The sequence below is a fragment of the Rahnella sp. PAMC25617 genome (genome assembly GCF_050606005.1).
GTDB classification, from domain to species: domain Bacteria; phylum Pseudomonadota; class Gammaproteobacteria; order Enterobacterales; family Enterobacteriaceae; genus Rahnella; species Rahnella variigena.
On sequence record NZ_JBOCUM010000001.1, the window covers coordinates 67,688 to 91,437 of the forward strand.

The window sequence follows — 23,750 nt, forward strand, 5'->3', positions numbered from 1 at the left end:
CAGAGGGAAATGATGACTATTTTAGCGCCGATGAGTGCCGCGTTTTACCCGGATTTCGCCGAACAGCTGGCAATAGATTATGCCGAAGAGAACGTAACCGCCGGTCTGTGGCAGGCGGATACCGCGCTGGAACGGGCGCGAAGTTCTACGCAAAGTGCACTGCCGCAAGGTATTGATACGCCGGATCAGTATCTTTTCGAGATTAAAACCGAAGAGAACGGCGAAACGGCAGGCTATTTATGGTTTTCTAACGTGGAACGTTATGGCGTACGCAGCGCGTTCGTGTACGAGCTGACGGTGTTTCCGCAATTCCGCCGTCAGGGTCATGCGGCGGCAGCGTTCAGATTGATGGAAGAACGCCTGCAGGAACAGGGGTGTGTGGCAATCGAACTGAATGTCTTTGCCAGCAATCCCGGTGCGCAGGCGCTGTACGCCAGCCTGGGTTACGTCACGACGAAAATGAATATGCGTAAACCGCTTAACGCTGATATTTAATAAATTCGGTCAGCGTACCAATACGGTCATACAATTTGCGGGCCGTATGGTTGCTGGTTTTCGTCGTCCAGTAGACGTTAGCTTTGTCGTGCTGGTCGGCGTAAGCGTAAACCGCTTCAATCAGTTTCTGCCCGATCCCCAGTTTTCGTGCGCTGTCATCGACGTATAAATCCTGCAAATAGACCACCTGCTGCATGTGCCAGCCATGATCGTGATTGATACAATTCACCAGCCCGACCAGCTTCCCCTCGTATTCCGCCACATAGCCAAACATGCTGGCGTAGTCAGGCTGAGATAAACGCGTGAAAGTGTAATCAAACTGCGCCGGATCCAGACCTGACTGGTAAAAATCCAGATATGCACGCCACAGGGTTTCCCAACCTTCACGGTCAGCGGGCGTTAACGGACGGATCACAACATCTTGCGGCTGGCTCATGGGGTCATTCTCCTCAGGAAATGAAAACGTTACGGGCGCGAATGCGGATAATGTATCAGGTCATGGAAACGCACGGAATGGCCGCTTTCGTTGCGGTAAGCGTGCGGGCAATCGGCGGCAAAACGCAGCGCCTCTCCGGCACTCAGCACGCGCGTTACGCCATCAACGGTCAGCGTCAGTTCACCTTCAGTCACAATCACATGCTCGATTACGCCGGCTTCATGAGGCGTGGATTCACTGCACCCGCCCGGTTCGAGATCGATAACAAACATGTCCATGCGCAACGTGGTGTCGTAGGGAAATAACGGCACGACGCGCATTCCTGAGGTTTGACTGTTGAAGGTGGTCAGCAAGCCGTGGCGATGCAACGCGGCTGACTGCTCAGGCGGTGTTTCAAGAAATTCCGAAAACGATACATTCAGGCCGCTGGCGATTTTCCACAATGTCGCCACCGTCGGGCTGGATTCGCCACGCTCGATTTGCCCGAGCATCGCCTTACTGACACCGGTTTTTTCTGCCGCCTGAGTGAGACTCCAGCCGCGTTCGCTGCGAACGGCCTTTAGCTGGCGGCCAATATGGCGGGTGATTTCCTGCATGGTATCTCCTCTGCGACGATGATCGTTCATCGCCATTGTGCGTTATAACGCACAGTGATATCTTGAGCGCATCCGATGTGCGCTATAACGCACAACAGCATACCGCCAGCGTCCGCTAACCAGAAGGATTTTCACCCATGGCCTCGCGTTTTAGTTTGCAGGATTTAACTTTTTCGGCGGTAATCGCCGGATTTGTCGCGGTTTTAGTCGGTTATACCAGCTCGGCGGCGATTATCTTTCAGGCAGCGGAAGCGGCGGGCGCCAGCGTGGCGCAAATCGGTGGCTGGCTGAGTATGCTCGGCCTGGGAATGGGCGTTACCAGTATTGGTCTGTCGCTGTATTACCGCACGCCGGTCGTCACCGCCTGGTCAACACCCGGCGCGGCGCTGCTGGTCACCAGCCTGCCCGGCACCTCGCTGAATGAGGCGGTTGGCGTGTTTATTTTTGCCACCGGGCTTATCCTGCTGTGCGGCGTGACCGGCCTGTTTGCCCGGCTGATGCATTACATTCCGCAGGCACTTTCTGCCGCCATGCTCGGCGGCATTCTGCTGCGCTTTGGGCTGAACGCGTTTACCTCGCTGCAAAGTAATTTCGCCCTCGCGGGCAGCATGTGTCTGGTGTATCTGCTGGCGAAACGCGCCCTGCCGCGCTATGCGGTGGTGCTCGCACTGGCCGCCGGGCTGATCGTCGCCGGATTGCAGGGGGATATTTCGCTGCACGGCCAGACGCTGACCTTCGCGGCGCCGGAGTTTGTCATGCCGCATTTCACGCTTTCCTCGATTATCGGCATCGGTATTCCGTTCTTTGTCGTAACGATGGCTTCACAAAACGCACCGGGGATCGCTACCCTGAAAGCGCACGGCTATCACCTGCCCGTTTCTCCATTGATTACCTGGACGGCGCTGACGGCGTTAGTTTTAGCACCGTTTGGCGGTTTTACCGTCTGTATCGCCGCCATTACCGCCGCAATTTGTATGGGCGAGGATATTCATCCTGATCCGAAAAAACGTTATATGGCGGCGGTGGCGGCAGGCATTTTCTATCTGATCGCGGGCGTGTTTGGCGGGTCCATCGGCATGGTCTTTACCGCGCTGCCGGAAGCGCTGATCCACACCATCGCCGGGCTGGCGTTGCTCGGCACCATTGCGGGCAGCTTGTACCGCGCACTGGAAAACGAAAAGCAGCGCGATGCGGCAATCATCACCTTTCTGATCACCGCGTCCGGCGTCACACTGCTGGGTATCGGTTCGGCATTCTGGGGGCTGGCGGGCGGCGTAATTACGCATCTGATCCTGAGTATTCCGGCGCGAAACCGGGATAAATCCGCCGGGAAAGGTTGAGTCCGTTCAAGTTATGGGTAACAGGTTTTCGTAACACGGCGCAAAGTGACGACGATCACATTTTCTGACCGGCAAACCCTTTTTACTGGGCGCAATCAGGCCCTTTAAAGAGCGAGAATTCCATGACTATTGCCACACAATCCTGCGTCGTGACCGGGAAAAAAGACGTTTCGGTGATCGACCAGACTATCGACTACACCGGCCAGGGCACGCTGGTAAAAATTACCCGCGGCGGGATCTGCGGTTCCGACCTGCATTACTACGAACACGGCGCGGTGGGCGATTTCAAAGTGCGCGAGGCGATGGTGCTCGGGCATGAAGTGGTTGGTGTGGTGGAGAAATCGGATAACCCAGATTTGCAGCCAGGCCAGAAAGTGGCACTCAACCCGAGCAAGCCGTGCAAGGCCTGCAAATATTGCCTGTCCGGCGATGAAAACCAGTGTACCACCATGAAATTCTTCGGCAGCGCGATGTATTTCCCGCACATCAACGGCGCGTTCACGCAGTACAAAATCGTCGACAGCGCCCAGTGCATTCCTTACGACAATCAGGTCAGCGACCGTCTGATGGTGTTCGCCGAACCGCTGGCTGTCGCCATTCATGCCGTGAACCAGGCGGGTGATATTCATGGCAAAACCGTGTTTGTGTCCGGCGTCGGCCCGATTGGCTGCTTAATCGTGCTGGCAGCGAAAGCCAAAGGCGCAGCGCAAATCGTGGTGACTGACCCGAGTGAACGCTGCCGGACGCTGGCACTGGCTGTGGGCGCAAGCAAAGCGCTGGATGCCGCACAGGGCGATTTCAGCGAATATCAGGCAGAGAAAGGCTTCTTCAATGTGGCCTTTGACGCCTCGGGCCATCCTTCATCCATCCGCCGCTGTCTGGAAGTGACACGCGCACGTGGCACGCTGGTGCAGGTCGGCATGGGACCGGTAGTGAATGAATTCCCGCTGATGATGCTGATTGCCAAAGAAATTAACTGGGTCGGCAGCTTCCGCTTCACTGAAGAATTCAACACGGCAGTGGAATGGCTGGCGAATAAAACCGTTGATCCGATGCCGTTGCTGTCGGCGGAATTCCCGCAGGAAAGTCTGGTGGAAGCGCTGGACTACGCGATGGATAAATCCAAAGCGTCGAAAGTGCAGCTGGTTTTCTAGTTCAGTCTGCAACGACACTCACAATATTAAAACATCGTTTCATTTTATGATGTCCTCTGATTTTTATCCTCAGAGGACATTTGCATTATGGTAAAGGACAACGCGAAAAAGCAGGTCGCACTGCTGCTGGCCGACGGATTTGAAGAAGGCGAAGCCGTGATTGTGCTCGATATTCTCGAGCGGCTGGAGATTCAGGTCACCACGCTGGCATGTCAGAAAAGCCTGACGTTGCGCACCTATCACGGCATTCAGATGCAGGCCAACGAATTGCTGTCTGCGCAGGGTGACCGTTTATTCGATGCCGTCGTCATGCCCGGCGGGCCGGAAGGTTCAGTGGCGCTGGCGGCCAGCAAAGAAGTGGTGGAGTTTGTGCGACGTCACGATGAGGCCGGTAAACTGATTTGCCCGCTGTGCTCTGCTGCCGCGCGCGTACTCGGCGGAAACGGCCTGCTGAAAGGCCGCCGTTATGTGTGTTCCGGCGATTTATACAAAGACGTGAAAGACGGCGTTTACGTCAATCAGTCCTTTGTGGAAGACGGCAACCTGCTGAGCGGTAAGGGATTAGGGCTGGCGTTCGATTTTGCTTTCCAGCTGGCGTACCGCCTGACCGGCGACGCTGAAACCACCAATTTCCAGGCCGATCATATCGATTATCACCACTGGCGCGCCGACCAGAAGCTTTGATCAACATGCTGTGATTAAAACGCTGACAGCGGCGGATAACGAAGGTCGTCCGCCGCTGTCAGTATTATGTCCGTTTTTGGCATTCTCCCTTCTCTCTTTCAGGCGCACACTGACTTCACACTCACCAGATGGAGTCCGAAAATGACACACAGCGCCCTGCTAAACATCGACGTTCAGCGTTCATTCGAACACAAAGATTTCTGGCAGCAGAATGATTTACCGGCTTTCAGCGCAGCATTAACCCGCCTGATCGACGGCTGTCAGACCCGTAATGTGCCGGTCATCGACGTGTTTCACGTCAATCCTGACGGCGTGTTCTCGCTGGATTCCGGCCTGGTGACACCGATGTCTTTTCTGAGTCATCAGCCGCAACATGTAGTGCATAAACACGTCCACAATTCCCTGACCGAGTCCGGCCTCGACGGCTGGCTGCGCGAAAATGGCATCACGCATCTGATCATCGCCGGAATGCGCACCGAACAGTGTTGCGAAACGACGGCACGCGTGGCCTCCGATCTGGGCTACACAGTGACTTTTGTCACCGAAGCGACGCTGACCTTCCCGATGACCCACGCCAGCGGCATCACGCTGAGCGCGCACGACATCAAATTGCGTACCGAGCTGGTTCTCGCCGACCGCTTCGCCACCATTTCCGACGTGACCGGTGCGCTGGCGGAACTCGACCGCGCTGTGTGAAGATAGCGTTTTCCCCTGCGGACGGATAAAGCACTATGCAGCGAAATGTCTACTTTGTGACGCTCCCCGGCGTGATGTCTTTGGATCTGACCGGTCCGGCAGAAGCGCTGCGCCTTGCCGGGCAATTCCACCTGCATTACATCGGACCGCAGGCGGAAGTTGTAATGTCGACCGGCCTGACGGTCAGCCATTTGCAACCGCTGCCAGAAAGTCTGCCCGCAGGCAGTATTTTGATCATGCCGGGCGTGGCGGAATCCACCGAAAACTTCGCCTCGCCGGTCGCGCAAATAGCCTGCGACTGGCTGCATCAGCAGAAAGGCGCGATTGAGGCGGGGGATTTAACGCTGGTGTGTATCTGTTCCGGCAGCCTGCTGGCCGGGAAAGCCGGGCTGCTTGACGGCTATCAGTGCACCACGCATCACGACGTGATCGGGCGTTTACGCCAGCAGGTACCCGCCGCGCAGGTGAAGGATAACCGGATATTTGTCGAAGACCGCTCAGTGCTGACCAGCGCCGGTATCAGTGCGGGTATCGATCTGGCGCTGCATCTGATCGCCACACATCTGGGGCCGCAAGCCGCGCTGGATGTCGCCCGCGAAATGGTGGTGTATTTCCGCCGTGGCGGCGATGACCCGCAACTTTCTCCATGGCTGCGTTATCGCAATCACCTGCATCCCGCCGTACACCGCGCGCAAAACCTGATGGCCGCCGAACCCGAATCCGCCTGGCAGGTTGAGGATGTCGCCGCAAAGGCACACATCAGCAGCCGTCACCTCACCCGTTTGTTCCGCCAGCATCTGGGGATCAGCGTGCGCGACTACCACGAGCAACTGCGCATCGCCATCGCCCAACAACGTCTGCAACAAGGCGCAGGCATTGAAAAAGCCGCCCTCGCCGCCGGATTCTCGTCCGCAAGGCAGTTCAGACGGGCGCAGGAAAGATGGTGCTAAAGGTGTCAGCTCACGCAATTCCGCCGGTCAATTTTCCCCAGTCCCATCGCCAGTAATAAACCACCACCAAGCCCGCAGGCGAACAGATACGCGATATTCAGCAGCGGATACTGCGGGAAATCGAGATGCTGGCTGCGCATGGCAATGATGATCAGCGCATGAAAGCCGTAGATGGCCAGAGAATGGCGGGAGATCAGCGCAAATCGCGGCAGGATGCGTTGCGCCAGCGCGTTTTTGAAAACCACAAACAGCGACATCGCGGAGATAAACACCAGCGGGCCGCTGTAGACGTAAAAGGTGTCGGCGAAATTCTGGTTAATCTGCATCTGCCGGTAAGTGCCCGTGGCAATCGCCAGCGTGCTTAGGATGAACATGACACTGGCGGCCAGTGTGACCGGAGTTTTTTCGGTATTAAGCTGGCTGATGGCGCGCCCCATCAGGGCATACAATACGTAATAGAAGGTGTCGCCGCTGATATACAAATCCAGCGGCAGAAGATGGATTTTCTGCCACGTCACGACCGGCAGCTGGGGATTTGCCAGCACACCGAGCAACATTCCGGCGATCAGCAAATATTTTCCGGACACGGCCTTAACGTTAATCAGCGGGGAAAGCAGGTAGATCACGATAATCGCATAGAAAAACCAAAGGTGATAAAACACCGGCTTTTCCAGAATCAGACGCAAAGACGGCCAAAATCCGATTTTTGTCATCGTGAGGATATAGAACAGGGAGACGGCGCTGTAAAAAAGCAGGCATAAAGTGACGCGCAGGAAATGCCTTTTTTGCGCACTCTTCTCACCAAAAAACAGCGCACCGGAAATCATAAAGAACAGCGGCACACAAACACGCGAGGCGGAATTAAGCAGATTGGCGACGGTCCATTCAGCGGAATGCACTGCAGCGAAATTGACCACCAGTGACGTGCTGGCGTGGATCATCACCACCATCATGCAGGCGAGCGCGCGCAAATTATCTATCCAGCTAATTTTTTGGCTCATTAACTGCAATTTCCTTCTTTTCGATGTTCGCTTTGCAGCCTAGCGAGCTTTTGCGCGGCTAACAAGGCAAAAGCACCGATCTCAGATTGTGCTGAAGATGAATCAGATGATTGCGTTGCGCTCAAATAATCGGCAAAATAGCCAGCATTACTGCCTCGCTTGCGAAACCCGCCCGGACAGTCTCTTTTTTTCTGCTAATTTTCAACCGATTAGCCTTACGTCTGTGAAATAACTAAAATGCATAATTCTCCAAATACTGCGTCCCTTCTGGGTCGGCAGGCGCTTTTGTTCCCTCTGTGTCTGGTGCTTTTCGAGTTCGCGACCTATATCGGCAACGATATGATCCAACCTGGCATGCTGGCCGTCGTGGCTAATTTTAATGCCGGGGAAGAATGGGTGCCGACATCCATGACCGCTTATCTCGCTGGCGGCATGTTCCTGCAATGGCTGCTCGGGCCACTGTCAGATCGCCGTGGCCGTCGTCCGGTGATGCTGACCGGCGTGACCTTTTTCATCATCACCTGCCTGGCGATTCTGTTCGTGCAAAACATCGAGCAGTTTATGGTGATGCGTTTCCTGCAAGGCATCAGCCTGTGCTTTATCGGTGCCGTCGGTTATGCCGCGATACAAGAATCGTTTGAAGAATCGGTGTGTATCAAAATCACCGCCATGATGGCGAACGTCGCCCTGATTGCGCCACTGCTCGGTCCGCTGGCCGGTGCGGCGCTGATCCACGTTGCGCCGTGGCAGTCGATGTTTGTGATTTTTGCCGTGCTCGCCGCCATCGCGCTATGGGGATTGTGGAAATCTATGCCGGAAACAGCCTCGCGTCTTGGCGAACCGTTCTCCATGCCCAGCCTGCTGCGTGATTACAAACACGTGCTGAAAAACCGTCAGTTCGTGTGTGGTGCGCTGGCGATCGGTTTTGCCAGCCTGCCGCTGCTGACGTGGATTGCACAGTCGCCGGTGATTTTAATCAGTGGCGAAGGTTTAGCTGCTTACGATTACGGCCTGTTGCAGGTGCCGATTTTCGGCGCGCTGATTATCGGTAACGTGACGCTGGCGCGTCTGACCGGCAAACGCACCGTCGAATACCTGATTAAACTGGGCGCGGGCCCGATGGTGGTCGGTCTGCTGATCGCCGCAGCGGCAACGATGTTTTCGGCGCATGCGTACCTGTGGATGACCGCCGGTCTGAGCCTGTACGCGTTCGGTATTGGTGTGGCGAATGCCGGTTTGTACCGCCTGACGCTGTTCTCCAGCGACATGAGCAAAGGCACCGTTTCTGCCGCGATGGGCGTCATCAGCATGATGATTTTCACGGTCGGGATCGAGCTGGCAAAAGTGGCATACGTCGAAGGCGGTGCGGGGATGTTTAACATGTTCAACCTGTTAAGCGGCCTCGCCTGGCTGGCGCTGGTGGTGGTGTTTCTGCGCAGCCGCCAGGTCGTATTGCCGCCGAACAGCGTAGTTTAATACTCAAAATGCCAGCAACGCAGATGTCGGGGCGTTATTGGCGCAGGGAGTTTGGACCCGGACTGCACGGAAGAACCGGAGCGTACACAGAGTACGTGAGGATTCTGAGTACAGCCCGGGTTCAAAATACCAAGCAAAATAGCCCCGTTAAAACTTAGAATAACCCCATCGGTTTACTCGAATAAGAAACGAGCAGACATTTCGTTTGCTGATAGTGATCCAGCATCATCTTGTGAGTTTCGCGCCCGATACCAGACTGTTTGTAGCCGCCGAACGCCGCATGCGCCGGATAGGCGTGATAGCAGTTGGTCCAGACACGGCCCGCCTGAATGTTGCGCCCCATGTGATACGCCACGTTGCCGTCACGGCTCCAGACACCCGCTCCCAGCCCGTACGCCGTATCGTTGGCGATTTGCAACGCCTCATCCATATCTTTGAAGGTAGTTACCGCCAGCACCGGTCCGAAGATCTCTTCCTGGAAAACACGCATGTTGTTTTTACCCAGCAAAATCGTCGGTTGCAGGTAATAACCTTCATTCAGCGAGCCTTCGAGTTTTTTCTTCGCGCCACCGGTCAGCACTTCCGCGCCCTCTTTCTTACCGATTTCGATGTAATCCAGAATGGTTTTCATCTGACCGGCAGACACCTGCGCACCCATCTGCGTTTCCATATCTAAAGGATTACCGGTTTTGATCGCTTCAACGCGTTTGATGGCGCGCTCCATAAAGCGTTCGTAGATGGATTCCTGCACCAGCGCACGGCTCGGGCAGGTACAGACTTCACCCTGATTGAAGGCAAACAGCGCAAAGCCTTCCAGCGCCTTGTCGAAGAATTCGTCTTCTTTATCCATTACATCCGCGAAGAAGATATTCGGGGATTTACCGCCCAGTTCCAGCGTCGCCGGGATCAGGTTTTGTGCGGCATAGCCAGCGATCTGCTGGCCGACTTCGGTCGAACCGGTAAAGGCCACTTTGGCGATGCGTTTGGACGTCGCCAGATATTCGCCGATTTCACCGCCCGCGCCGTTAACCACGTTGATGACGCCCGCAGGCAGAATGTCCTGCACCAGTTCCATCAGCAGCAACACAGAAAGCGGGGTCAGCTTGGCCGGTTTGAGCACGATGCAGTTACCTGCCGCCAGCGCCGGTGCCATTTTCCAGCAAGCCATCAGCAGCGGGAAGTTCCAAGGGATGATTTGCGCCACGACGCCCAGCGGTTCGTGGAAGTGATAGGCGACGGTTTCGCTGTCGATTTCGCTGATCCCGCCTTCCTGCGCACGCACGCAGGAGGCGAAATAGCGGAAGTGGTCGATGGCTAACGGCACATCCGCGCCGCTGGTTTCGCGGATAGGTTTACCGTTATCCCAGGTTTCGGCGTTTGCCAGCAGTTCGATGTTTTGTTCCATGCGATCGGCGACTTTCAGCAACAGGTTTGCGCGCTGCTGCACCGGCATTTTGCCCCATTCATCTTTGGCTTTATGGGCGGCGTCCAGCGCCAGTTCGACGTCATCGGTGCTGGAACTGGCGACTTTACACAGTACTTCGCCGGTCACCGGTGTCAGATTGTCGTAATACTCTTTTTTTACCGGCGCGACCCATTCGCCGCCAATGAAGTTGTCGTATTGTTTTTTGAGTTTGAGCGGGAAACCGTATTCTTCCGGTTTGACGGCATGAGGATTTTTATCATAAGCCATGATGGAACTCCTTTATGCAGCAGGTTGTAGCAGAGCGCTGCATAAAGTTTAGGCAGTGAAAATCGAACCGGCGGGATGTAAAGAGAACTCTTCGAGCGGCCTCACACCTTTTTTGCTGCAACGCTGGCGTTACCGCTTCCGGGGGGCGTCGTGCGCGCAAAACTCTCACGCTGAAACAGGCGTTCGACCAGTTTTATCAGCTCAGGATGTTCGACGCACCAGCCCGGCGCGATACGCCGGAAGTTGAGATATCCCAGACAACAGGCGACGGCGATATCAGCCACATTCAGGCTTTCAGAATTGAGCAGCGTGCGGCTGGCGGCATGTTTTTCCAGCGCATCCAGTCCGCGCAGCAGCTTTTCCCGCTGACGCAAAATCCAGGCTTCGTTACGCTTATCGGCATCGCGACGCCCTTCCAGCACTAATGCCACGGCGGCGTCCGTCACGCCATCGGCCAGCGCTTCGATTTGCTTAACACGTAATGCTTCCAGCGGCTGCCACGGCAACAGCGTGGGCGCGACATTCATCAGCTCGATGAACTGCACAATGATCGGGGAATCATAGAAAATTTCGCCATCGTCGGCGACCAGCGCGGGGACTTTTCCGAGGGGATTGAACTGGGTGATTTTGCAGCCCGGTTCATGGGGCATGTCGTTAATGAAATCAAACGGGATGCCCTTTTCCAGCAACATCACCGAAATCTTGCGCACATACGGGCTGGTATAGCTGCCGATCAACTTCATCAGACCCTCCTCGTTTTCGCCGGAACCTCTTTTAAAGCTAGCAGCCATGCCGGGGTTTACCAGTCACGGCTGCCAGATTTACAGGTTACTCTGCGGGAAACAGGAACGGGTTGATGCCGCTGCCGGAAAAACCTTTGTCTTCCATACGGTCATCGAGCAGCAGCGTGGCAAGATCGTCCGCCACAGCGTCAGCCTGCGGGTCTTTATCCTGATAAATCACTTTCAGGTAAGCGCCGCAATCATCACAGGCTTCGGCTTTCACCGTTGCCTGTTCGTCGTCGATGGACCACAGATTCAGATGCTCCATCTCGTCGCAGTTGCTGCATTTCGCCCGTACCACATGCCATTCGCTTTCACACAGATTGCAGTGCAGATAGCGAAGGCCACCGGCATTGATCACCGCAGACACAGGAATACTGCCGCAGACCGGGCAGAACTGGCGATTTTCACCGTAATCCGCACGTCCGACGCCGCGAAGTTGCGCCGCCATCTGCGCCCAGTAAAGGGACAGCGCCGCCCAGATAAACGGCGCTTTGTCAGCCGGAACGTGTTTGAAATCCTGGCAAAGCAGTTCTGTCGCCATCATTTCACGCTGAAGGTTCGGGGATTGTTCGAGACATTCCAGCACCGCACGCACCGGCTCAGAAGCGCCCGGTTTCAGGACAGCAATCAGCGCATCCAGCAACGTCAGCCAGTGCGGCGTTCGCGGAAACAGAGCGCAATCGAGCGGCGGTTTACCGGCGGCTTTCTCTAATTCCTCACTCAGATCGATACTGAGTGGAAATTCCTTCAGCACGCGCTGCTGGGCATCGCATATCGCCGCAGCAAAATTAAGATACCCGTCGAGCGGGCTGTTTTCTGCCAGCGCGCGCAGACGATCGGCGCGGCGCTGATAGAGCGTTTTCAGATTGGCGAACAGTACCGGCGGGATGTTTCCCTCCGCGTTTTTACCGTCTGCCAGTTCGTCCTGTGGAACAATCTGGATGCTCATCCGGCTTTCCTATGGTCTTGTTCTTTTTTCTGCTCTTCATCACGCACCTGACGATACCAGCGCGGATGATGATACTTTGCCCATGACACCGGCACTTTGCCGCCGGTCATCGCTGCGATCGAGCCTTTCGCCCAGGTCGCCGCGTAGACGTGCATGATGATCACCAGAATCAGCCCGATACCGGCCAGCGAATGCACCAGCAGCGCCAGACGGATCAGCGGGATCGGGAAGAAATCCGCAAACCACGGACGCCAGATAATCACGCCGCTTGCCATCAGCAGCACCAGACAGCTGATCGCCGCCCAGAACACGCATTTCTGACCGAAGTTATAGCGACCTGTGTCGCCGACTTCATGATTGGTCAGCACCTTGTCGATATTTTTCGCCCACACGAGGTCGTCTTTTTCCGGCAGGTTGTGCTTCCAGTAACGGAAGAACATGCCGAGGAAAGAGACGAACATCACCACGCCGAAGAACGGATGCAGGATACGCGCCAGTTGCGGCGTGCCGTAAACGTTCATCAGCCAGTTAAACGACGGGAAGAAAAAGCCGATCCCACTGAGCGCCAGCGTCACAAAACAAAAGGCAACAATCCAGTGATTGAGGCGTTCGACCAGGTTATAGCGCTGGATTAACTTCTCTTTTTTCATGGACGTTTCTCCTCATCGTCATGTTTTTCGCCTTCTTCTGCGTGCTCTTCCTCTTTCACGTAGTTCGGACCCACGCCGAGGAAGTGGAAGGCTGCCGCCGCGAAGGTTACCGCGAAGCCGACTGCAGCCAGCGGTTTCCAGACACCTTTCCATAAAGTGACTGCGGCGCTGATGGCCGGATCTTTCGGCAGGCCGTGATACAGCTGCGGGTTGTCGGCGTGATGCAGCACGTACATCACGTGCGTACCGCCGACGCCCTGCGGATCATACAAACCGGCGTGCTCAAAACCGCGGCCTTTCAGTTCGCTGACGCGTTCTGCGGCCAGATCCTGCATCGCGGTTTTGGTGCCGAAATGAATTGCGCCGGTCGGGCAGGTTTTCACACAAGCCGGTTCCTGGCCTACACTCACGCGATCAACGCACAGCGTGCATTTGTAGGCACGGTTATCCTGTTTGTTGATACGCGGAACGTTGAACGGGCAACCGGCGATGCAGTAACCGCAGCCGATACAATGTTCTGACTGAAAATCGACGATGCCGTTGGCGTACTGCAAAATTGCGCCTTCCGCCGGACAGGCTTTCAGACAGCCCGGATCGGCGCAGTGCATACAGCCGTCTTTGCGGATCAGCCATTCCAGCTTGCCGTTTTGTTCCACTTCCGAGAAACGCATCACCGTCCAGGATTTCGCACTGAGATCCATCGGGTTATCGTACACGCCGGTATTGATACCCACTTCATCGCGCAGGTCGTTCCATTCAGAACAGGCGACCTGACAGCCTTTACAGCCGATGCAGGTGGTGACATCGATGAGTTTCGCCACTTCCTGCTGATGGTCACGGGCACGCGGTGCAGGCGTGAACCCGTTTGTTGCGGACTTACGAAGTATGTCCTGTGATTGCATTGCCATAATTCGCCTCCGTTAGACCTTTTCCACGTTAACCAGGAACGCCTTGAACTCCGGCGTTTGCGAGTTAGCGTCACCGACTGACGGCGTCAGCGTGTTGGCTAAATAGCCCTTACGCGTCGCGCCTTCAAAGCCCCAGTGGCACGGGATGCCAATGGTGTCGACGTGCTTACCGTCGATGGTCAGCGGCCTGATGCGTTTGGTCACCACGGCTTTCGCCACGATGAATCCGCGCTTCGAGGAGACTTTCACCTCATCGCCCTGCGCAATGCCCTTCGAGGCGGCCAGACCTTCGCCGATCTCGATAAACTGTTCAGGCTGCGCGATGGCATTCAGCAACGCGTGTTTGGTCCAGTGGCGGAACAATTCGGTGATTGAATAAGTGGTCGCCACATACGGGAAGTCTTTGGCAGTGCCCATATTCGGCAAATCGCTGGCAAAAATACGTGCGACCGGATTGGAGATCACCGCCGGATGCAGCGGATTGGTGCCAATCGGTGATTCAATCGGTTCGTAATGCTCAGGGAACGGACCGTCGGCCATTTTGTCGGTGGCAAATAAACGCCCGACGCCTTCCTGCTGCATGATAAACGGACCCACGCCGGTGCCCGGCGCCGCCGCGCTGTAATCCGGGACATCAAAGCCGGTCCATTTCGCGCCATCCCAGCGGATGATTTCGCGTTTTGGATCCCACGGTTTACCCTGCGGGTCAACGGAGGCACGGTTATACAGAATGCGGCGGTTCAGCGGCCAGCACCACGCCCAGCCGGATGTACAGCCCAGACCGGAAGGATCGGCGTTATCGCGGCGCGCCATCTGGTTACCGGCTTCTGTCCAGCTACCGGCGTAAATCCAGCAGAAACTGGCGGTGCTGCCGTCGTTTTTCAGATGGGCAAAGGTCGAAATCTGCTGACCTTTTTTCGCCAGCAGATTGCCCTGATCGTCATGGATATCTGCCAGCGCTTTGCCGTTGGCTTCGCGGGCGATTTCTTCCGGCAGCGGGTCGAGCGGATCCTGATAATCCCACGCCATATTCATCACCGGCAGCGGATTGGCACCGCCTTCTTTCTGATACAGCTCGCGCAGTTTCATGAACAGGCGCGCGATAATTTTGCCGTCGTGCAGCGCTTCACCCGGTGGCTCAGACGCCTGGAAGTGCCATTGCAGCCAGCGGCCGGAGTTCACAATCGAACCGTTTTCCTCCGCAAAACAGGAAGACGGCAGGCGGAACACTTCGGTCTGAATATCGGCGGTCTGCACGTCGTTCATCGCACCGTGGTTTTGCCAGAAGTTCGAGGACTCGGTCACCAGCGGGTCGATCACCACCATGTATTTCAGTTTTGAGAGCGCGCGCGAGGATTTGTTTTTGTCCGGGAATGCCGCCAGCGGGTTGAAGCCCTGCACGATATAACCGTTCAGTTTGCCTTCAGTCATCAGCTCGGCTTGCTGCATCACGTCGTAGCTTTTGTCCCATTTCGGCAGCCAGTCAAAGCCCCAGTCGTTTTCCGCCGTGGCATGATCGCCCCAGAAACTTTTCATCATACTGACGAAGAAGTTCGGCGTGTTTTTCCAGAAATTGACCTGCCCGTCCACCAGCGGTGTCGGCGTGATCTGTTGCAGGTAATCGCTGAAATTCGTCTGTTTTTCCGAAGGCAAAGGCATATAGCCCGGCAGATTCAGCGAGAGCAAACCGAGATCGGTGTAACCCTGAATATTGGAGTGACCGCGCAACGCATTCACGCCGCCGCCAGGCATGCCGATATTGCCCAGCAACAGCTGGATCATCGCCGCACAACGGATGATTTGCGCGCCGCCGGTGTGATGCGTCCAGCCCAGCGCATACAGAATGGTCGAGGTTTTATCGCGCGCGCAGGTTTCTGCCAGAATAGAGCTGATCAGCAGGAAATCTTCTTTCGAGGTGCCGCACAGACGCTCCACCAGTTCCGGCGTGTACCGGGAAACATGCTCTTTCAGCAGATTCCAGACACAGCGCGGATCCTGCAAAGTTTTGTCCTGTTTCGCCAGACCGTTTTCATCCAGCTGATAGTGCCAGCTTTCTTTGTTGTAGGATTTTTTCGTCGCGTCGAAGCCGCTGAACAGGCCATCGTTAAAGGCATAATCTTCCCGCACCAGCAGGCTGGCGTTGGTGTACTCCCTGACATATTCGGTCTGAATTTTATTATGCGTAATCAGGTAGTTGATCATGCCGAGCAGGAAAGCGGTGTCCGAACCGGCGCGGATTGGCGCATAGATATCGGCCACGGCGGCGCTGCGGTTGAAACGCGGATCGACGACGATAACTTTGGCGTTATTTTTGGTTTTCGCCTCAATCACCCATTTGAATCCGACCGGATGCGCTTCTGCCGCGTTTCCGCCCATAATCAAAATGACGTTGGCGTTTTTGATATCGACCCAGTTGTTGGTCATCGCACCGCGACCAAAGCTTGGCGCTAATGCCGCGACGGTCGGACCGTGACACAGACGTGCCTGACAGTCGATGGCGACCATGCCCAGCGCGCGGGTGAATTTCTGATCCAGCAGGCCGGTTTCGTTACTGGCCGCGGACGAACATAACATGCCGGTGGTCAGCCAGCGGTTAACCGTGACGTTGTTTTCATTTTTCTCGACAAAGTTGGCGTCGCGGTCATCTTTCATCAGGCGGGCGATACGGGAAATCGCCTCATCCCAGCTTATACGCTGCCATTTATCGGCGCCGGGCGCGCGATATTCCGGATATCTCAGACGGCCTTCGCTGTGGATGTAATCCAGTACGCCTGCGCCTTTCGGGCACAACGAGCCACGACTGACCGGATGATCGGCGTCACCCTCTACGTGGAAGATATTTTCAGTAACGTTTTTCGCGCCGTCGCCCTGGCTGTAAATCAACATGCCGCAACCGACTGAGCAGTACGTGCAGTTGTTGCGGGTTTCACGCGAGCGAAGCAGTTTATATTGGCGGGTTTCCGCCAGCGCGATTGTCGGGGCAAACCCCAATAATGCTGCGGTAGTGCCGGCCATACCGCCCGCACATATTTTGAATAATTGTCTTCTGCTGACTTGCATGAAAGACTCCTTCCCATCATTTGTTAACACATTGCTTTCAAATTGCCGCTTTCCGTTGCAGATGCGGAAGCGGTAAAATTAAGACCTAAAGTCCTGACAGTTTGTACGGCTTATGTAGCCGGAATGTTTATAAGGTTATTGCCAATGGATGTCCATCAAGTAAAAGAACTGAGCGAAAAAGATGATAAAAAAGTGACTCAGATCATCGGAGCCAGTCAAAAACCGGTGATGCAGCGCACACATCCTGGCGAACTGGAAGACGACTGGATTGCAGAAGAAGTGCCCGTTGCGCTGGTCTATAACGGAATTTCACATGTGGTAATGATGGCGTCGCCGAAAGATCTCGAAGCCTTTGCGCTGGGGTTTTCGCTGTCGGAAGGAATTATCGAATCGGCTACAGATATTTTCGGGCTGGACGTAACACCAAACTGTAACGGTATTGAAGTTAACATCGAATTATCGAGCCGCCGTTTTGCCGGGCTGAAAGAGCGTCGTCGTGCCATGGCGGGCCGAACCGGCTGCGGCGTGTGCGGCATCGAACAGCTAGGCGATTTGTTCCGCCCGCTCGCCCCGCTGCCGTTTACCCAAACGTTTGAGCTGGCGAATCTGGATAACGCGCTGAATCAGCTGAAATCCGTGCAGGAAATCGGTCAGCTGACCGGCTGTACACATGCCGCCGCGTGGATAACCTCGCAGGGCGAATTACTGGGTGGATGCGAGGACGTGGGGCGTCACGTGGCGCTGGATAAAATGCTTGGCCTGCGTGAAAAACAAAGTGAATGGCAATCCGGTGCCGCGCTGGTGTCGAGCCGCGCCAGCTATGAAATGGTGCAGAAAGCCGCGATGTGCGGTGTCGAAATTCTGTTTGCCGTCTCCGCCGCCACCACGCTGGCGGTAGACGTCGCCGAAAAATGTAACCTGACGCTGGTCGGTTTCAGCAAACCGGGACGGGCAACGGTGTATACGCATCCGCAGCGGTTACGCTGACCTGCTAAGCTTCACGTGCCTTTAGACAATTTAGGATTGTTTGCGGTTATCTGGTTCTAAGCCCCGTATAACAGGCGCTTACGAGTACCCGCACAAAGGGTGGAGCATAGATAATCATTTTCAATATCATTTAATTAACTATAATGATCCGACTGATTACGCGGTGCTCACAATGACGGTGCCGCCCTACACTATGGAGACGATGAACATGAGTTATTCACTGCCATCACTGCCTTACGCATACGACGCACTCGAACCGCATTTCGACAAAGAAACGATGGAAATCCATCACTCTAAACACCACCAGGCTTACGTGAACAACGCGAACGCTGCACTGGAAAGCCTGCCAGAACTGGCAAAACTTCCTGTTGAAGAGCTGATCGCAAACCTGGACAAAGTGCCTGCGGACAAGAAAGTTGCACTGCGTAACAACGCAGGTGGCCACGCTAACCACAGCCTGTTCTGGAAAGGCCTGAAAACCGGCACCACCCTACAGGGCGAACTGAAATCTGCTATCGAACGCGATTTCGGCAGCGTTGACGCTTTCAAAGAAACTTTTGAGAAAGCAGCGACCACTCGTTTCGGTTCAGGTTGGGCATGGCTGGTTCTGAAAGACGGCAAACTGGCCGTTGTTTCTACTGCTAACCAGGACAGCCCGCTGATGGGCGAAGCTGTTTCAGGCGCATCCGGTTACCCGCTGCTGGGTCTGGACGTTTGGGAACACGCTTACTACCTGAAATATCAGAACAAACGCCCTGATTACATCAAAGCCTTCTGGGATGTTGTCAACTGGGACGAAGCAGCAAAACGTCTGGCTGAAGCGAAGTAATTTCGCTTTACCGCCCTTAACGGGCACGATGTTTTCGCCAATGGCGGGTCACTGACCCGCCTTTTTTATGTCCATTTTCATGTACTCTTTATTGAGTAAAGACCTAAGCCTGATCACTGTTTTATTGCCAATTATTCATTTCCCCTCTGCCCTTATCCGATCCCGCTCGCATTAATCAAAAATACGCGCCGTTCCCTATAAAGTTTCTCTTAAGTCCACCGATAGGTTGTTCACAAAGGCGTCACAAAATCACTTATTAATTTTAAAGGGATGTTCGACGGAGAATGAACATGAGCAACGGAACAGGTCTTTCGCAGTGGATGAATAATCTCAAGGTCGGCACCAAACTGGGTCTGGGCTTCGGGCTGGTACTTCTGATCGCCGTGGCCATCACCGTGGCAGGGATGATCAAATTTAACGACATCAGCCAGCGAGCTGAAAAAGTCGATTTCAGCAACCAGATGAATGCGCTGTTAAACGAAGCCCGTCTCAGCCGCACGCTGTATCAGCTCAATTACGATCCCGCTTATCTCAAACAAAACCAGGACAAAATCAGCGCACTTTCGCAGCTGATTGCCCAGTCGAAAGACAAGCTGGAGTGGGATGCGGCGAGTCTCGCAGAACTCAATCAGGTGCCGGTTAAAATCCACGAATATCAACAGGCTCAGGACGCATTTAAGCTGGCTGTCGATAAGAAGGATGCCGTTCGCGCGAGCTGGAACCTTTCCGAAACTGAAGCCGTGGTGACGCGTTTACAGGATCAGTTGCGCGTGGAAGATGCGGATCCTTCCATCCGTCTTTCTCTGGCTGAGGTGATTCAGAAACTGATCAGCGTGCGTTATAACGTGCGCGGCCTGTTGCTGAGCATTAACAAAGAATCCGAAGCCAAGCTGTTGCAGTCGATTGATGACACACAAGCGAATGCCAAAAAGCTGAATGCGCTGCTGTTACCGAATCAGCAGGCCACTCTCGCCCCGCTGATGAGCGCGCTGGCGACGTATAAAAGCCACGTTGTGGCGTATATGCCCGCCTATGAAGAAGAGCAGAAAAACTCCCAGCTGTTGTCAGTAAAAGCCACAGAAATGAATGCTCTGGTGGCGAAAATCTTCAAAAATGAACTGGAAAATACGCATCTGGATATCAGCCATGCGCAGATGATCATGATGGTGATTACACTGATTGTGATGCTGGCCGGCATCATCATTGCGTGGCGCATTACCCGCCAGATTGCCCAGCCGCTGCGCGATACCCTGAAAACTGCCGAAGCTATTGCGCAGGGTGATCTGACCGCCGCACATCCGACAACACGTCGTGACGAGCTGGGGATGCTGATGAACGCAGTCGCCGCGATGAGCCAGAATCTCAGCACCATGATTTATGAAATCCGCTCCGGCGTTTCGCAGGTGTCCCACGCTGCAGCTGAAATCGCTGCGGGGAATACCGATCTCTCCTCACGCACCGAGCAGCAGGCGGCGGCCGTTGAAGAAACCGCTGCCAGCATGGAAGAGTTGAGCGCGACGGTGAAACAGAATGCCGATAACGCCCATCACGCCAGCAAACTGGCCAGTGAAGCCTCAGGCACGGCAACGCTTGGCGGCAAGCAAGTTGGCGAAGTGGTCGATACCATGCAGCAAATTTCCGGCAGCTCAAAACGCATTGCCGAAATTACCTCGGTCATTAACGGCATCGCTTTCCAGACCAACATTCTGGCACTGAACGCCGCGGTTGAAGCTGCGCGTGCCGGTGAACAGGGACGCGGATTCTCCGTGGTGGCCTCTGAAGTCCGCACACTGGCGCAACGCAGCGCGCAGGCGGCAAAAGAGATTGAAGGGCTGATTGCCGAGTCGGTTGAACGCGTCAGTACCGGTGCCAGACTGGTGGAAAATACCGGGCGCACGATGCAGGACATCGTGAAATCCGTCTCGCATGTTCGCGATATTATGGGTGAAATTGCCTCCGCGTCTGACGAGCAAAGCCGGGGTATCGCGCAGATATCACAGGCGATTGTGGAGATGGACAGCACCACTCAGCAGAACGCCGCGCTGGTTGAGCAGTCGTCTGCTGCCGCTGATTCTCTTGAAGATCAGGCCGCAACGCTGACGCAGGCGGTTTCGGTATTCCGTCTCGCCGGGAACGGCAATATGCTGAACGCACCGGCGTCCGCCCCGCTTCGTCGCCCGACTCTCGCGCCGCCGGTACAAGGCAAAACCAGCCAGGAAAACTGGGAAACGTTCTGACCCCTCTTTACTGCGCGCAGTTCCCTGATTGCGCGCAGGTATTCCTTCTATTCCCGCTGCCCAATGCAGGTTATGCTGGTGTGAGTGACATTTCAGCAGCGGAGAGCTTATGCATTATCCCGACGTGTACATCGGTACCATCGAGCAATATCCCGATTTCTCACCCAGTGCGATTGCCAAACGTCAGGTTGATGGCGGCATCGCCTTAACGCCTTTCGGGCTGGAAGGCGATCAGCAGGCCGAAAAGTCATATCACGGTGGCGCTGACCGCGCGCTGTGCCATTTCCCTCGCGAGCATTACGCCTGGCTGCGCCAGCAGTTTCCCGAAGAAGAAGATCGTTTCCATCCGCCCGCTTTTGGCGAAAACCTTTCGACGCTCGGCATGACCGAAGATAACGTGTTTATCGGCGATATTTTCCGCTGGGGCGACACGCTGATTCAGGTCACGCAGCCTCGCGCACCCTGCTACAAGCTGAACCATTTTCTCGATTGCCAGAATCTGTCGCCACTGTTGCAGCAAAGCGGCCGCTGCGGCTGGTTATACCGCGTCGTAGGCACCGGCAAAACCAGTGGCGATCGTCCGCTGGAGCTGCTGACGCGCAACAGTGAAGTCTCCGTCGCCGAAGCAATTTCTATCGCGTTTCATATGCCGTTCGATGAAGAACAGTACCGGCGTCTGATGTCTGCGGCAGGGATTTCAGCAAGCTGGAGTAAAACCATGCAAATGCGTCTGGTGAATCGCAAGATTGAGGATTTTGGGCGGAGATTGTTTGGGAAGTAATGTTAACGCCCTCCCCTGCGAAGGGGAGGAGCAGGGCAAAACTTCACCCCTGGGAGTATTTATTCAGAATTCTTTTTTCGCGAAACCGGTCACCGCTTTCAGGCCCATTTCGCGGCCCAGTGCAGTCATCGGGTGAACCACCACGATACCGCGTACGGTTTTCTTCAGCGTGCCCATATCAGCCTGTTCTTTCTTGGTGATTTCACGACTGAACAGCTTTTCCAGTTTCTGCGCTTCGGTGCTGAGTTTTTTCACACGCACATCTTTCAGACGCGCGATCTCGGCAGCCAGCTTTTCTTTCTCTTCTTCGTGCTTGTCGATCAGTTCAGCATTACCTGCCTGAATAACGGTCGCATCTTTGTGATTCAGTGCATCCAGCATGTCGCTGAGACGCTTGATCTCGGCTTTTTCGACTTCTTTCATGATTTCAGATCCGTTCATGCCGCAGCGGGCACGATTGTAAATTGGGAATAATAACCGTCAGTGTATCAGGAAGTGCGCGATTCTTCAGCTTGCTCCTGCGTTTCTGCCAGCCCGGGCGGTAAACCACACATCTCGCAGGCCCGCTCGCCAATGCGGATCATCGCCGAAATATAACGGGTATCAAAAACATAACAGCACGACAAGCGCAGGCCGTTACTGTAGCGACCGCTCGGCGAATACAGTTGTCCCGGCGTCATGCAGATTTTATCTTTCAGCAACTGGCGGAACAGCGTGACGCAATCAACGCCCGGCGGGAAATCGACCCAAATCACAAAGCCACCCGCCGGTTGTGTGGCACGCGTTCCCTGCGGGAAATGGCGGGCGATCAGCGCGCGCGCCTGTTCAACCTGTGATGCGTAGCGTTTGCGCAAAGCCCGCAGATGATGGTCATAACCGCCCGATTCCAGAAACACCGTCAGCGTTTGAGAAAGCAACGCCGATTCTGCCATCGACGACACCGCTTTGAGTTTATGCAGCTTATCGGCAAAGCGCCCGCCTTCTACCCAGCCGATGCGAAAATCAGGCGCCAGCGTTTTGGTAAAGCTGGTGCAAAACAGGATCCAGCCGTCACGGTCAAAAGATTTCACCGCCGGAGACAGCGTTGCGCCAAACTGAATTTCGGCGTAAAGCCCGTCTTCAATCAGCGGTACCTGGTGATCGTTCATCAGGCGTGCCAGCCGTTTCTTCGCTGCCAGCGGCATAGTGAAGCCGAGCGGATTTTGCGCCGTCGGCATGGCAATCACCGCATTCAGGCGCTTTTCAGTGAGCAGCATTTCCAGCACATCCAGCGATAAACCGGTTTGAGGATCGGTCGGGATTTCTACCGCTTTCAGCCCGAGGCTCGCCAGCATCGGCAGCAGATAAAAATAAGTCGGTGTTTCCAGCCCGACGCTGTCGCCCGGTTTGGTAGTGACGCGCAGCGCCAGTTGCAACGCTTCCATACAACCGTGCGTAATCGTGATGTCGGCCGGTTCTAAAATCATGCCGAGCGTCAGCGCACGGCGGGCGATTTGCTGGCGTAACGCCGGACTGCCCGGCGGCAACGCGTATTGCCCGATGAGATTTGGCTGGCGGCGCAGCAAAGACGACATAATTCGCCCGAGCTTTCCGGTCGGATAAAAGTCATTCGACTGCGGGCAGGCCAGCGACAGATTGGTATACGTCGGGTCGATTTGCGAGGCGAAAACTTTGTCGATCAAATCCAGCACTTCATCTGCCGGTTCTGCGGCGGGCGTCTGCGGTTGTTCATGCGGTTGATGGGTCAGCGCAGGCAATGCTGCACGGACATAAAATCCGGACTGCGGACGCGCCTCGATAAACCCGCGATCTTCCAGCCGCCGGTAAGCCGCCACCACGGTATTGATGCTGACTGACCAGGTTTGCGCACTGCGCCGCACCGATGGCAAACGGCTGCCGGGCGCAAGTGTGCCACGACGTATGGCATCGGCCAGTTGTTCCGCCAGCTGGTTATATCGGGTGTCGCTGAAATCCGCAGTGTCAGTCATGGTGTCAGTTCCGTGAAAAGTGATGGGTACAGTTTTTCGTTACACAATCTGTAAC

21 protein-coding genes and 1 pseudogene are annotated in these 23,750 nt (G+C 55.3%); 11 read left to right on the forward strand and 11 right to left on the reverse strand.

Going from position 1 to position 23,750, the window contains the following annotated elements; translation table 11 throughout:
• The first annotated feature begins 9 nt into the window (after positions 1–9).
• Positions 10–495, forward strand: coding sequence for a GNAT family N-acetyltransferase (locus ACM615_RS00305; RefSeq protein ID WP_232829983.1), 486 nt, complete (start codon positions 10–12; stop codon positions 493–495).
• On the opposite strand, the gene ACM615_RS00310 is transcribed toward ACM615_RS00305, so the two are convergent.
• On the reverse strand, positions 479–931 hold the full coding sequence (locus ACM615_RS00310) for a GNAT family N-acetyltransferase (RefSeq protein ID WP_113876879.1): 453 nt from the start codon (positions 929–931) through the stop codon (positions 479–481). The two genes, ACM615_RS00305 and ACM615_RS00310, sit on opposite strands and share 17 nt — an antisense overlap.
• A gap of 29 nt (positions 932–960) precedes the next feature.
• Entirely contained in the window at positions 961–1,527 is a 567-nt protein-coding gene (locus tag ACM615_RS00315) for a helix-turn-helix domain-containing protein (RefSeq protein WP_112291554.1), read from the reverse strand.
• Between the two features lie 137 nt (positions 1,528–1,664).
• Here ACM615_RS00315 and ACM615_RS00320 point away from each other — a divergent pair, with 137 nt between their 5' ends.
• The 5 genes and pseudogenes from ACM615_RS00320 to ACM615_RS00340 all read left to right on the forward strand — a co-directional run bounded on the left by ACM615_RS00320 (position 1,665) and on the right by ACM615_RS00340 (position 6,351).
• The gene (locus ACM615_RS00320) at positions 1,665–2,867 is read left to right on the forward strand and encodes a benzoate/H(+) symporter BenE family transporter (protein ID WP_129637748.1); all 1,203 of its coding nucleotides are present in this window, start codon (positions 1,665–1,667) and stop codon (positions 2,865–2,867) included.
• Positions 2,868–2,989: 122 nt separating this feature from the next.
• Positions 2,990–4,021 (forward strand): L-idonate 5-dehydrogenase, encoded by a 1,032-nt coding sequence (gene idnD / locus ACM615_RS00325; RefSeq protein ID WP_113876877.1) that lies wholly within the window; start codon positions 2,990–2,992, stop codon positions 4,019–4,021.
• A gap of 87 nt (positions 4,022–4,108) precedes the next feature.
• Positions 4,109–4,705 carry a DJ-1/PfpI family protein gene (locus ACM615_RS00330; protein WP_112291557.1) on the forward strand — a complete coding sequence of 199 codons (597 nt, stop codon included), beginning with the start codon at positions 4,109–4,111 and terminating at the stop codon, positions 4,703–4,705.
• 141 nt (positions 4,706–4,846) lie between these two features.
• Positions 4,847–5,389, forward strand: a pseudogene (locus ACM615_RS00335) (isochorismatase family protein); the annotation flags it as partial.
• Between the two features lie 47 nt (positions 5,390–5,436).
• Positions 5,437–6,351, forward strand: a complete 915-nt coding sequence (locus tag ACM615_RS00340) for a GlxA family transcriptional regulator (protein ID WP_129637751.1) — start codon at positions 5,437–5,439, stop codon at positions 6,349–6,351.
• Positions 6,352–6,356: 5 nt separating this feature from the next.
• On the opposite strand, the gene ACM615_RS00345 is transcribed toward ACM615_RS00340, so the two are convergent.
• The gene (locus ACM615_RS00345) at positions 6,357–7,352 is read right to left on the reverse strand and encodes an acyltransferase (RefSeq protein WP_431011254.1); all 996 of its coding nucleotides are present in this window, start codon (positions 7,350–7,352) and stop codon (positions 6,357–6,359) included.
• A gap of 237 nt (positions 7,353–7,589) precedes the next feature.
• Here ACM615_RS00345 and ACM615_RS00350 point away from each other — a divergent pair, with 237 nt between their 5' ends.
• A complete protein-coding gene (locus tag ACM615_RS00350; protein WP_113876873.1) occupies positions 7,590–8,828 on the forward strand; it encodes an MFS transporter in 1,239 nt (412 codons plus the stop codon).
• A 154-nt stretch (positions 8,829–8,982) separates the two neighbouring features.
• Here the strand turns inward: ACM615_RS00350 and exaC are convergent, their stop codons facing one another.
• The 6 genes from exaC to fdnG all read right to left on the reverse strand — a co-directional run bounded on the left by exaC (position 8,983) and on the right by fdnG (position 16,873).
• The gene (gene exaC, locus ACM615_RS00355) at positions 8,983–10,521 is read right to left on the reverse strand and encodes an acetaldehyde dehydrogenase ExaC (protein WP_112291565.1); all 1,539 of its coding nucleotides are present in this window, start codon (positions 10,519–10,521) and stop codon (positions 8,983–8,985) included.
• A gap of 101 nt (positions 10,522–10,622) precedes the next feature.
• On the reverse strand, positions 10,623–11,264 hold the full coding sequence (locus tag ACM615_RS00360) for a glutathione S-transferase (protein ID WP_132966545.1): 642 nt from the start codon (positions 11,262–11,264) through the stop codon (positions 10,623–10,625).
• A gap of 85 nt (positions 11,265–11,349) precedes the next feature.
• Entirely contained in the window at positions 11,350–12,255 is a 906-nt protein-coding gene (fdhE, locus tag ACM615_RS00365) for a formate dehydrogenase accessory protein FdhE (protein ID WP_431011255.1), read from the reverse strand.
• Positions 12,252–12,905, reverse strand: a complete 654-nt coding sequence (fdoI, locus tag ACM615_RS00370; protein WP_431011256.1) for a formate dehydrogenase cytochrome b556 subunit — start codon at positions 12,903–12,905, stop codon at positions 12,252–12,254. The genes fdhE and fdoI overlap by 4 nt, the downstream gene beginning before the upstream one ends.
• Entirely contained in the window at positions 12,902–13,813 is a 912-nt protein-coding gene (fdxH, locus tag ACM615_RS00375; protein ID WP_112291572.1) for a formate dehydrogenase subunit beta, read from the reverse strand. The genes fdoI and fdxH overlap by 4 nt, the downstream gene beginning before the upstream one ends.
• Before the next feature lie 12 nt (positions 13,814–13,825).
• On the reverse strand, positions 13,826–16,873 hold the full coding sequence (fdnG, locus tag ACM615_RS00380; RefSeq protein WP_112291574.1) for a formate dehydrogenase-N subunit alpha: 3,048 nt from the start codon (positions 16,871–16,873) through the stop codon (positions 13,826–13,828).
• 144 nt (positions 16,874–17,017) lie between these two features.
• On the opposite strand from fdnG, the gene fdhD reads away from it, so the two are divergent.
• The 4 genes from fdhD to yiiM all read left to right on the forward strand — a co-directional run bounded on the left by fdhD (position 17,018) and on the right by yiiM (position 21,707).
• A complete protein-coding gene (gene fdhD, locus ACM615_RS00385) occupies positions 17,018–17,860 on the forward strand; it encodes a formate dehydrogenase accessory sulfurtransferase FdhD (protein ID WP_113876864.1) in 843 nt (280 codons plus the stop codon).
• 208 nt (positions 17,861–18,068) lie between these two features.
• Entirely contained in the window at positions 18,069–18,689 is a 621-nt protein-coding gene (sodA, locus tag ACM615_RS00390; RefSeq protein ID WP_113876859.1) for a superoxide dismutase [Mn], read from the forward strand.
• A gap of 290 nt (positions 18,690–18,979) precedes the next feature.
• Positions 18,980–20,926: a methyl-accepting chemotaxis protein gene (locus ACM615_RS00395; RefSeq protein ID WP_431011257.1), complete on the forward strand. Its 1,947-nt coding sequence runs from the start codon at positions 18,980–18,982 to the stop codon at positions 20,924–20,926.
• A gap of 109 nt (positions 20,927–21,035) precedes the next feature.
• Positions 21,036–21,707, forward strand: a complete 672-nt coding sequence (gene yiiM, locus ACM615_RS00400) for a 6-hydroxyaminopurine reductase (RefSeq protein WP_113876856.1) — start codon at positions 21,036–21,038, stop codon at positions 21,705–21,707.
• 63 nt (positions 21,708–21,770) lie between these two features.
• Here yiiM and ACM615_RS00405 read toward each other — a convergent pair whose 3' ends face one another.
• Both ACM615_RS00405 and ACM615_RS00410 read right to left on the reverse strand, forming a co-directional pair.
• On the reverse strand, positions 21,771–22,130 hold the full coding sequence (locus ACM615_RS00405; RefSeq protein ID WP_113876854.1) for a YibL family ribosome-associated protein: 360 nt from the start codon (positions 22,128–22,130) through the stop codon (positions 21,771–21,773).
• Positions 22,131–22,195: 65 nt separating this feature from the next.
• Entirely contained in the window at positions 22,196–23,695 is a 1,500-nt protein-coding gene (locus tag ACM615_RS00410; protein WP_113876852.1) for a PLP-dependent aminotransferase family protein, read from the reverse strand.
• Positions 23,696–23,750 lie beyond the last annotated feature (55 nt).

Coding starts and splice junctions, on each gene's coding strand:
- exaC (WP_112291565.1), bottom strand. CDS start 10,521: ATGGCTTATGATAAAAATCCTCATGCCGTCAAACCGGAAGAATACGGT.
- ACM615_RS00395 (WP_431011257.1), top strand. CDS start 18,980: ATGAGCAACGGAACAGGTCTTTCGCAGTGGATGAATAATCTCAAGGTC.
- ACM615_RS00305 (WP_232829983.1), top strand. CDS start 10: ATGATGACTATTTTAGCGCCGATGAGTGCCGCGTTTTACCCGGATTTC.
- ACM615_RS00320 (WP_129637748.1), top strand. CDS start 1,665: ATGGCCTCGCGTTTTAGTTTGCAGGATTTAACTTTTTCGGCGGTAATC.
- ACM615_RS00405 (WP_113876854.1), bottom strand. CDS start 22,130: ATGAAAGAAGTCGAAAAAGCCGAGATCAAGCGTCTCAGCGACATGCTG.
- idnD (WP_113876877.1), top strand. CDS start 2,990: ATGACTATTGCCACACAATCCTGCGTCGTGACCGGGAAAAAAGACGTT.
- ACM615_RS00315 (WP_112291554.1), bottom strand. CDS start 1,527: ATGCAGGAAATCACCCGCCATATTGGCCGCCAGCTAAAGGCCGTTCGC.
- fdnG (WP_112291574.1), bottom strand. CDS start 16,873: ATGCAAGTCAGCAGAAGACAATTATTCAAAATATGTGCGGGCGGTATG.
- ACM615_RS00410 (WP_113876852.1), bottom strand. CDS start 23,695: ATGACTGACACTGCGGATTTCAGCGACACCCGATATAACCAGCTGGCG.
- fdoI (WP_431011256.1), bottom strand. CDS start 12,905: ATGAAAAAAGAGAAGTTAATCCAGCGCTATAACCTGGTCGAACGCCTC.
- ACM615_RS00360 (WP_132966545.1), bottom strand. CDS start 11,264: ATGAAGTTGATCGGCAGCTATACCAGCCCGTATGTGCGCAAGATTTCG.
- fdxH (WP_112291572.1), bottom strand. CDS start 13,813: ATGGCAATGCAATCACAGGACATACTTCGTAAGTCCGCAACAAACGGG.
- sodA (WP_113876859.1), top strand. CDS start 18,069: ATGAGTTATTCACTGCCATCACTGCCTTACGCATACGACGCACTCGAA.
- ACM615_RS00340 (WP_129637751.1), top strand. CDS start 5,437: ATGCAGCGAAATGTCTACTTTGTGACGCTCCCCGGCGTGATGTCTTTG.
- ACM615_RS00310 (WP_113876879.1), bottom strand. CDS start 931: ATGAGCCAGCCGCAAGATGTTGTGATCCGTCCGTTAACGCCCGCTGAC.
- ACM615_RS00345 (WP_431011254.1), bottom strand. CDS start 7,352: ATGAGCCAAAAAATTAGCTGGATAGATAATTTGCGCGCGCTCGCCTGC.
- fdhE (WP_431011255.1), bottom strand. CDS start 12,255: ATGAGCATCCAGATTGTTCCACAGGACGAACTGGCAGACGGTAAAAAC.
- fdhD (WP_113876864.1), top strand. CDS start 17,018: ATGGATGTCCATCAAGTAAAAGAACTGAGCGAAAAAGATGATAAAAAA.
- ACM615_RS00350 (WP_113876873.1), top strand. CDS start 7,590: ATGCATAATTCTCCAAATACTGCGTCCCTTCTGGGTCGGCAGGCGCTT.
- yiiM (WP_113876856.1), top strand. CDS start 21,036: ATGCATTATCCCGACGTGTACATCGGTACCATCGAGCAATATCCCGAT.
- ACM615_RS00330 (WP_112291557.1), top strand. CDS start 4,109: ATGGTAAAGGACAACGCGAAAAAGCAGGTCGCACTGCTGCTGGCCGAC.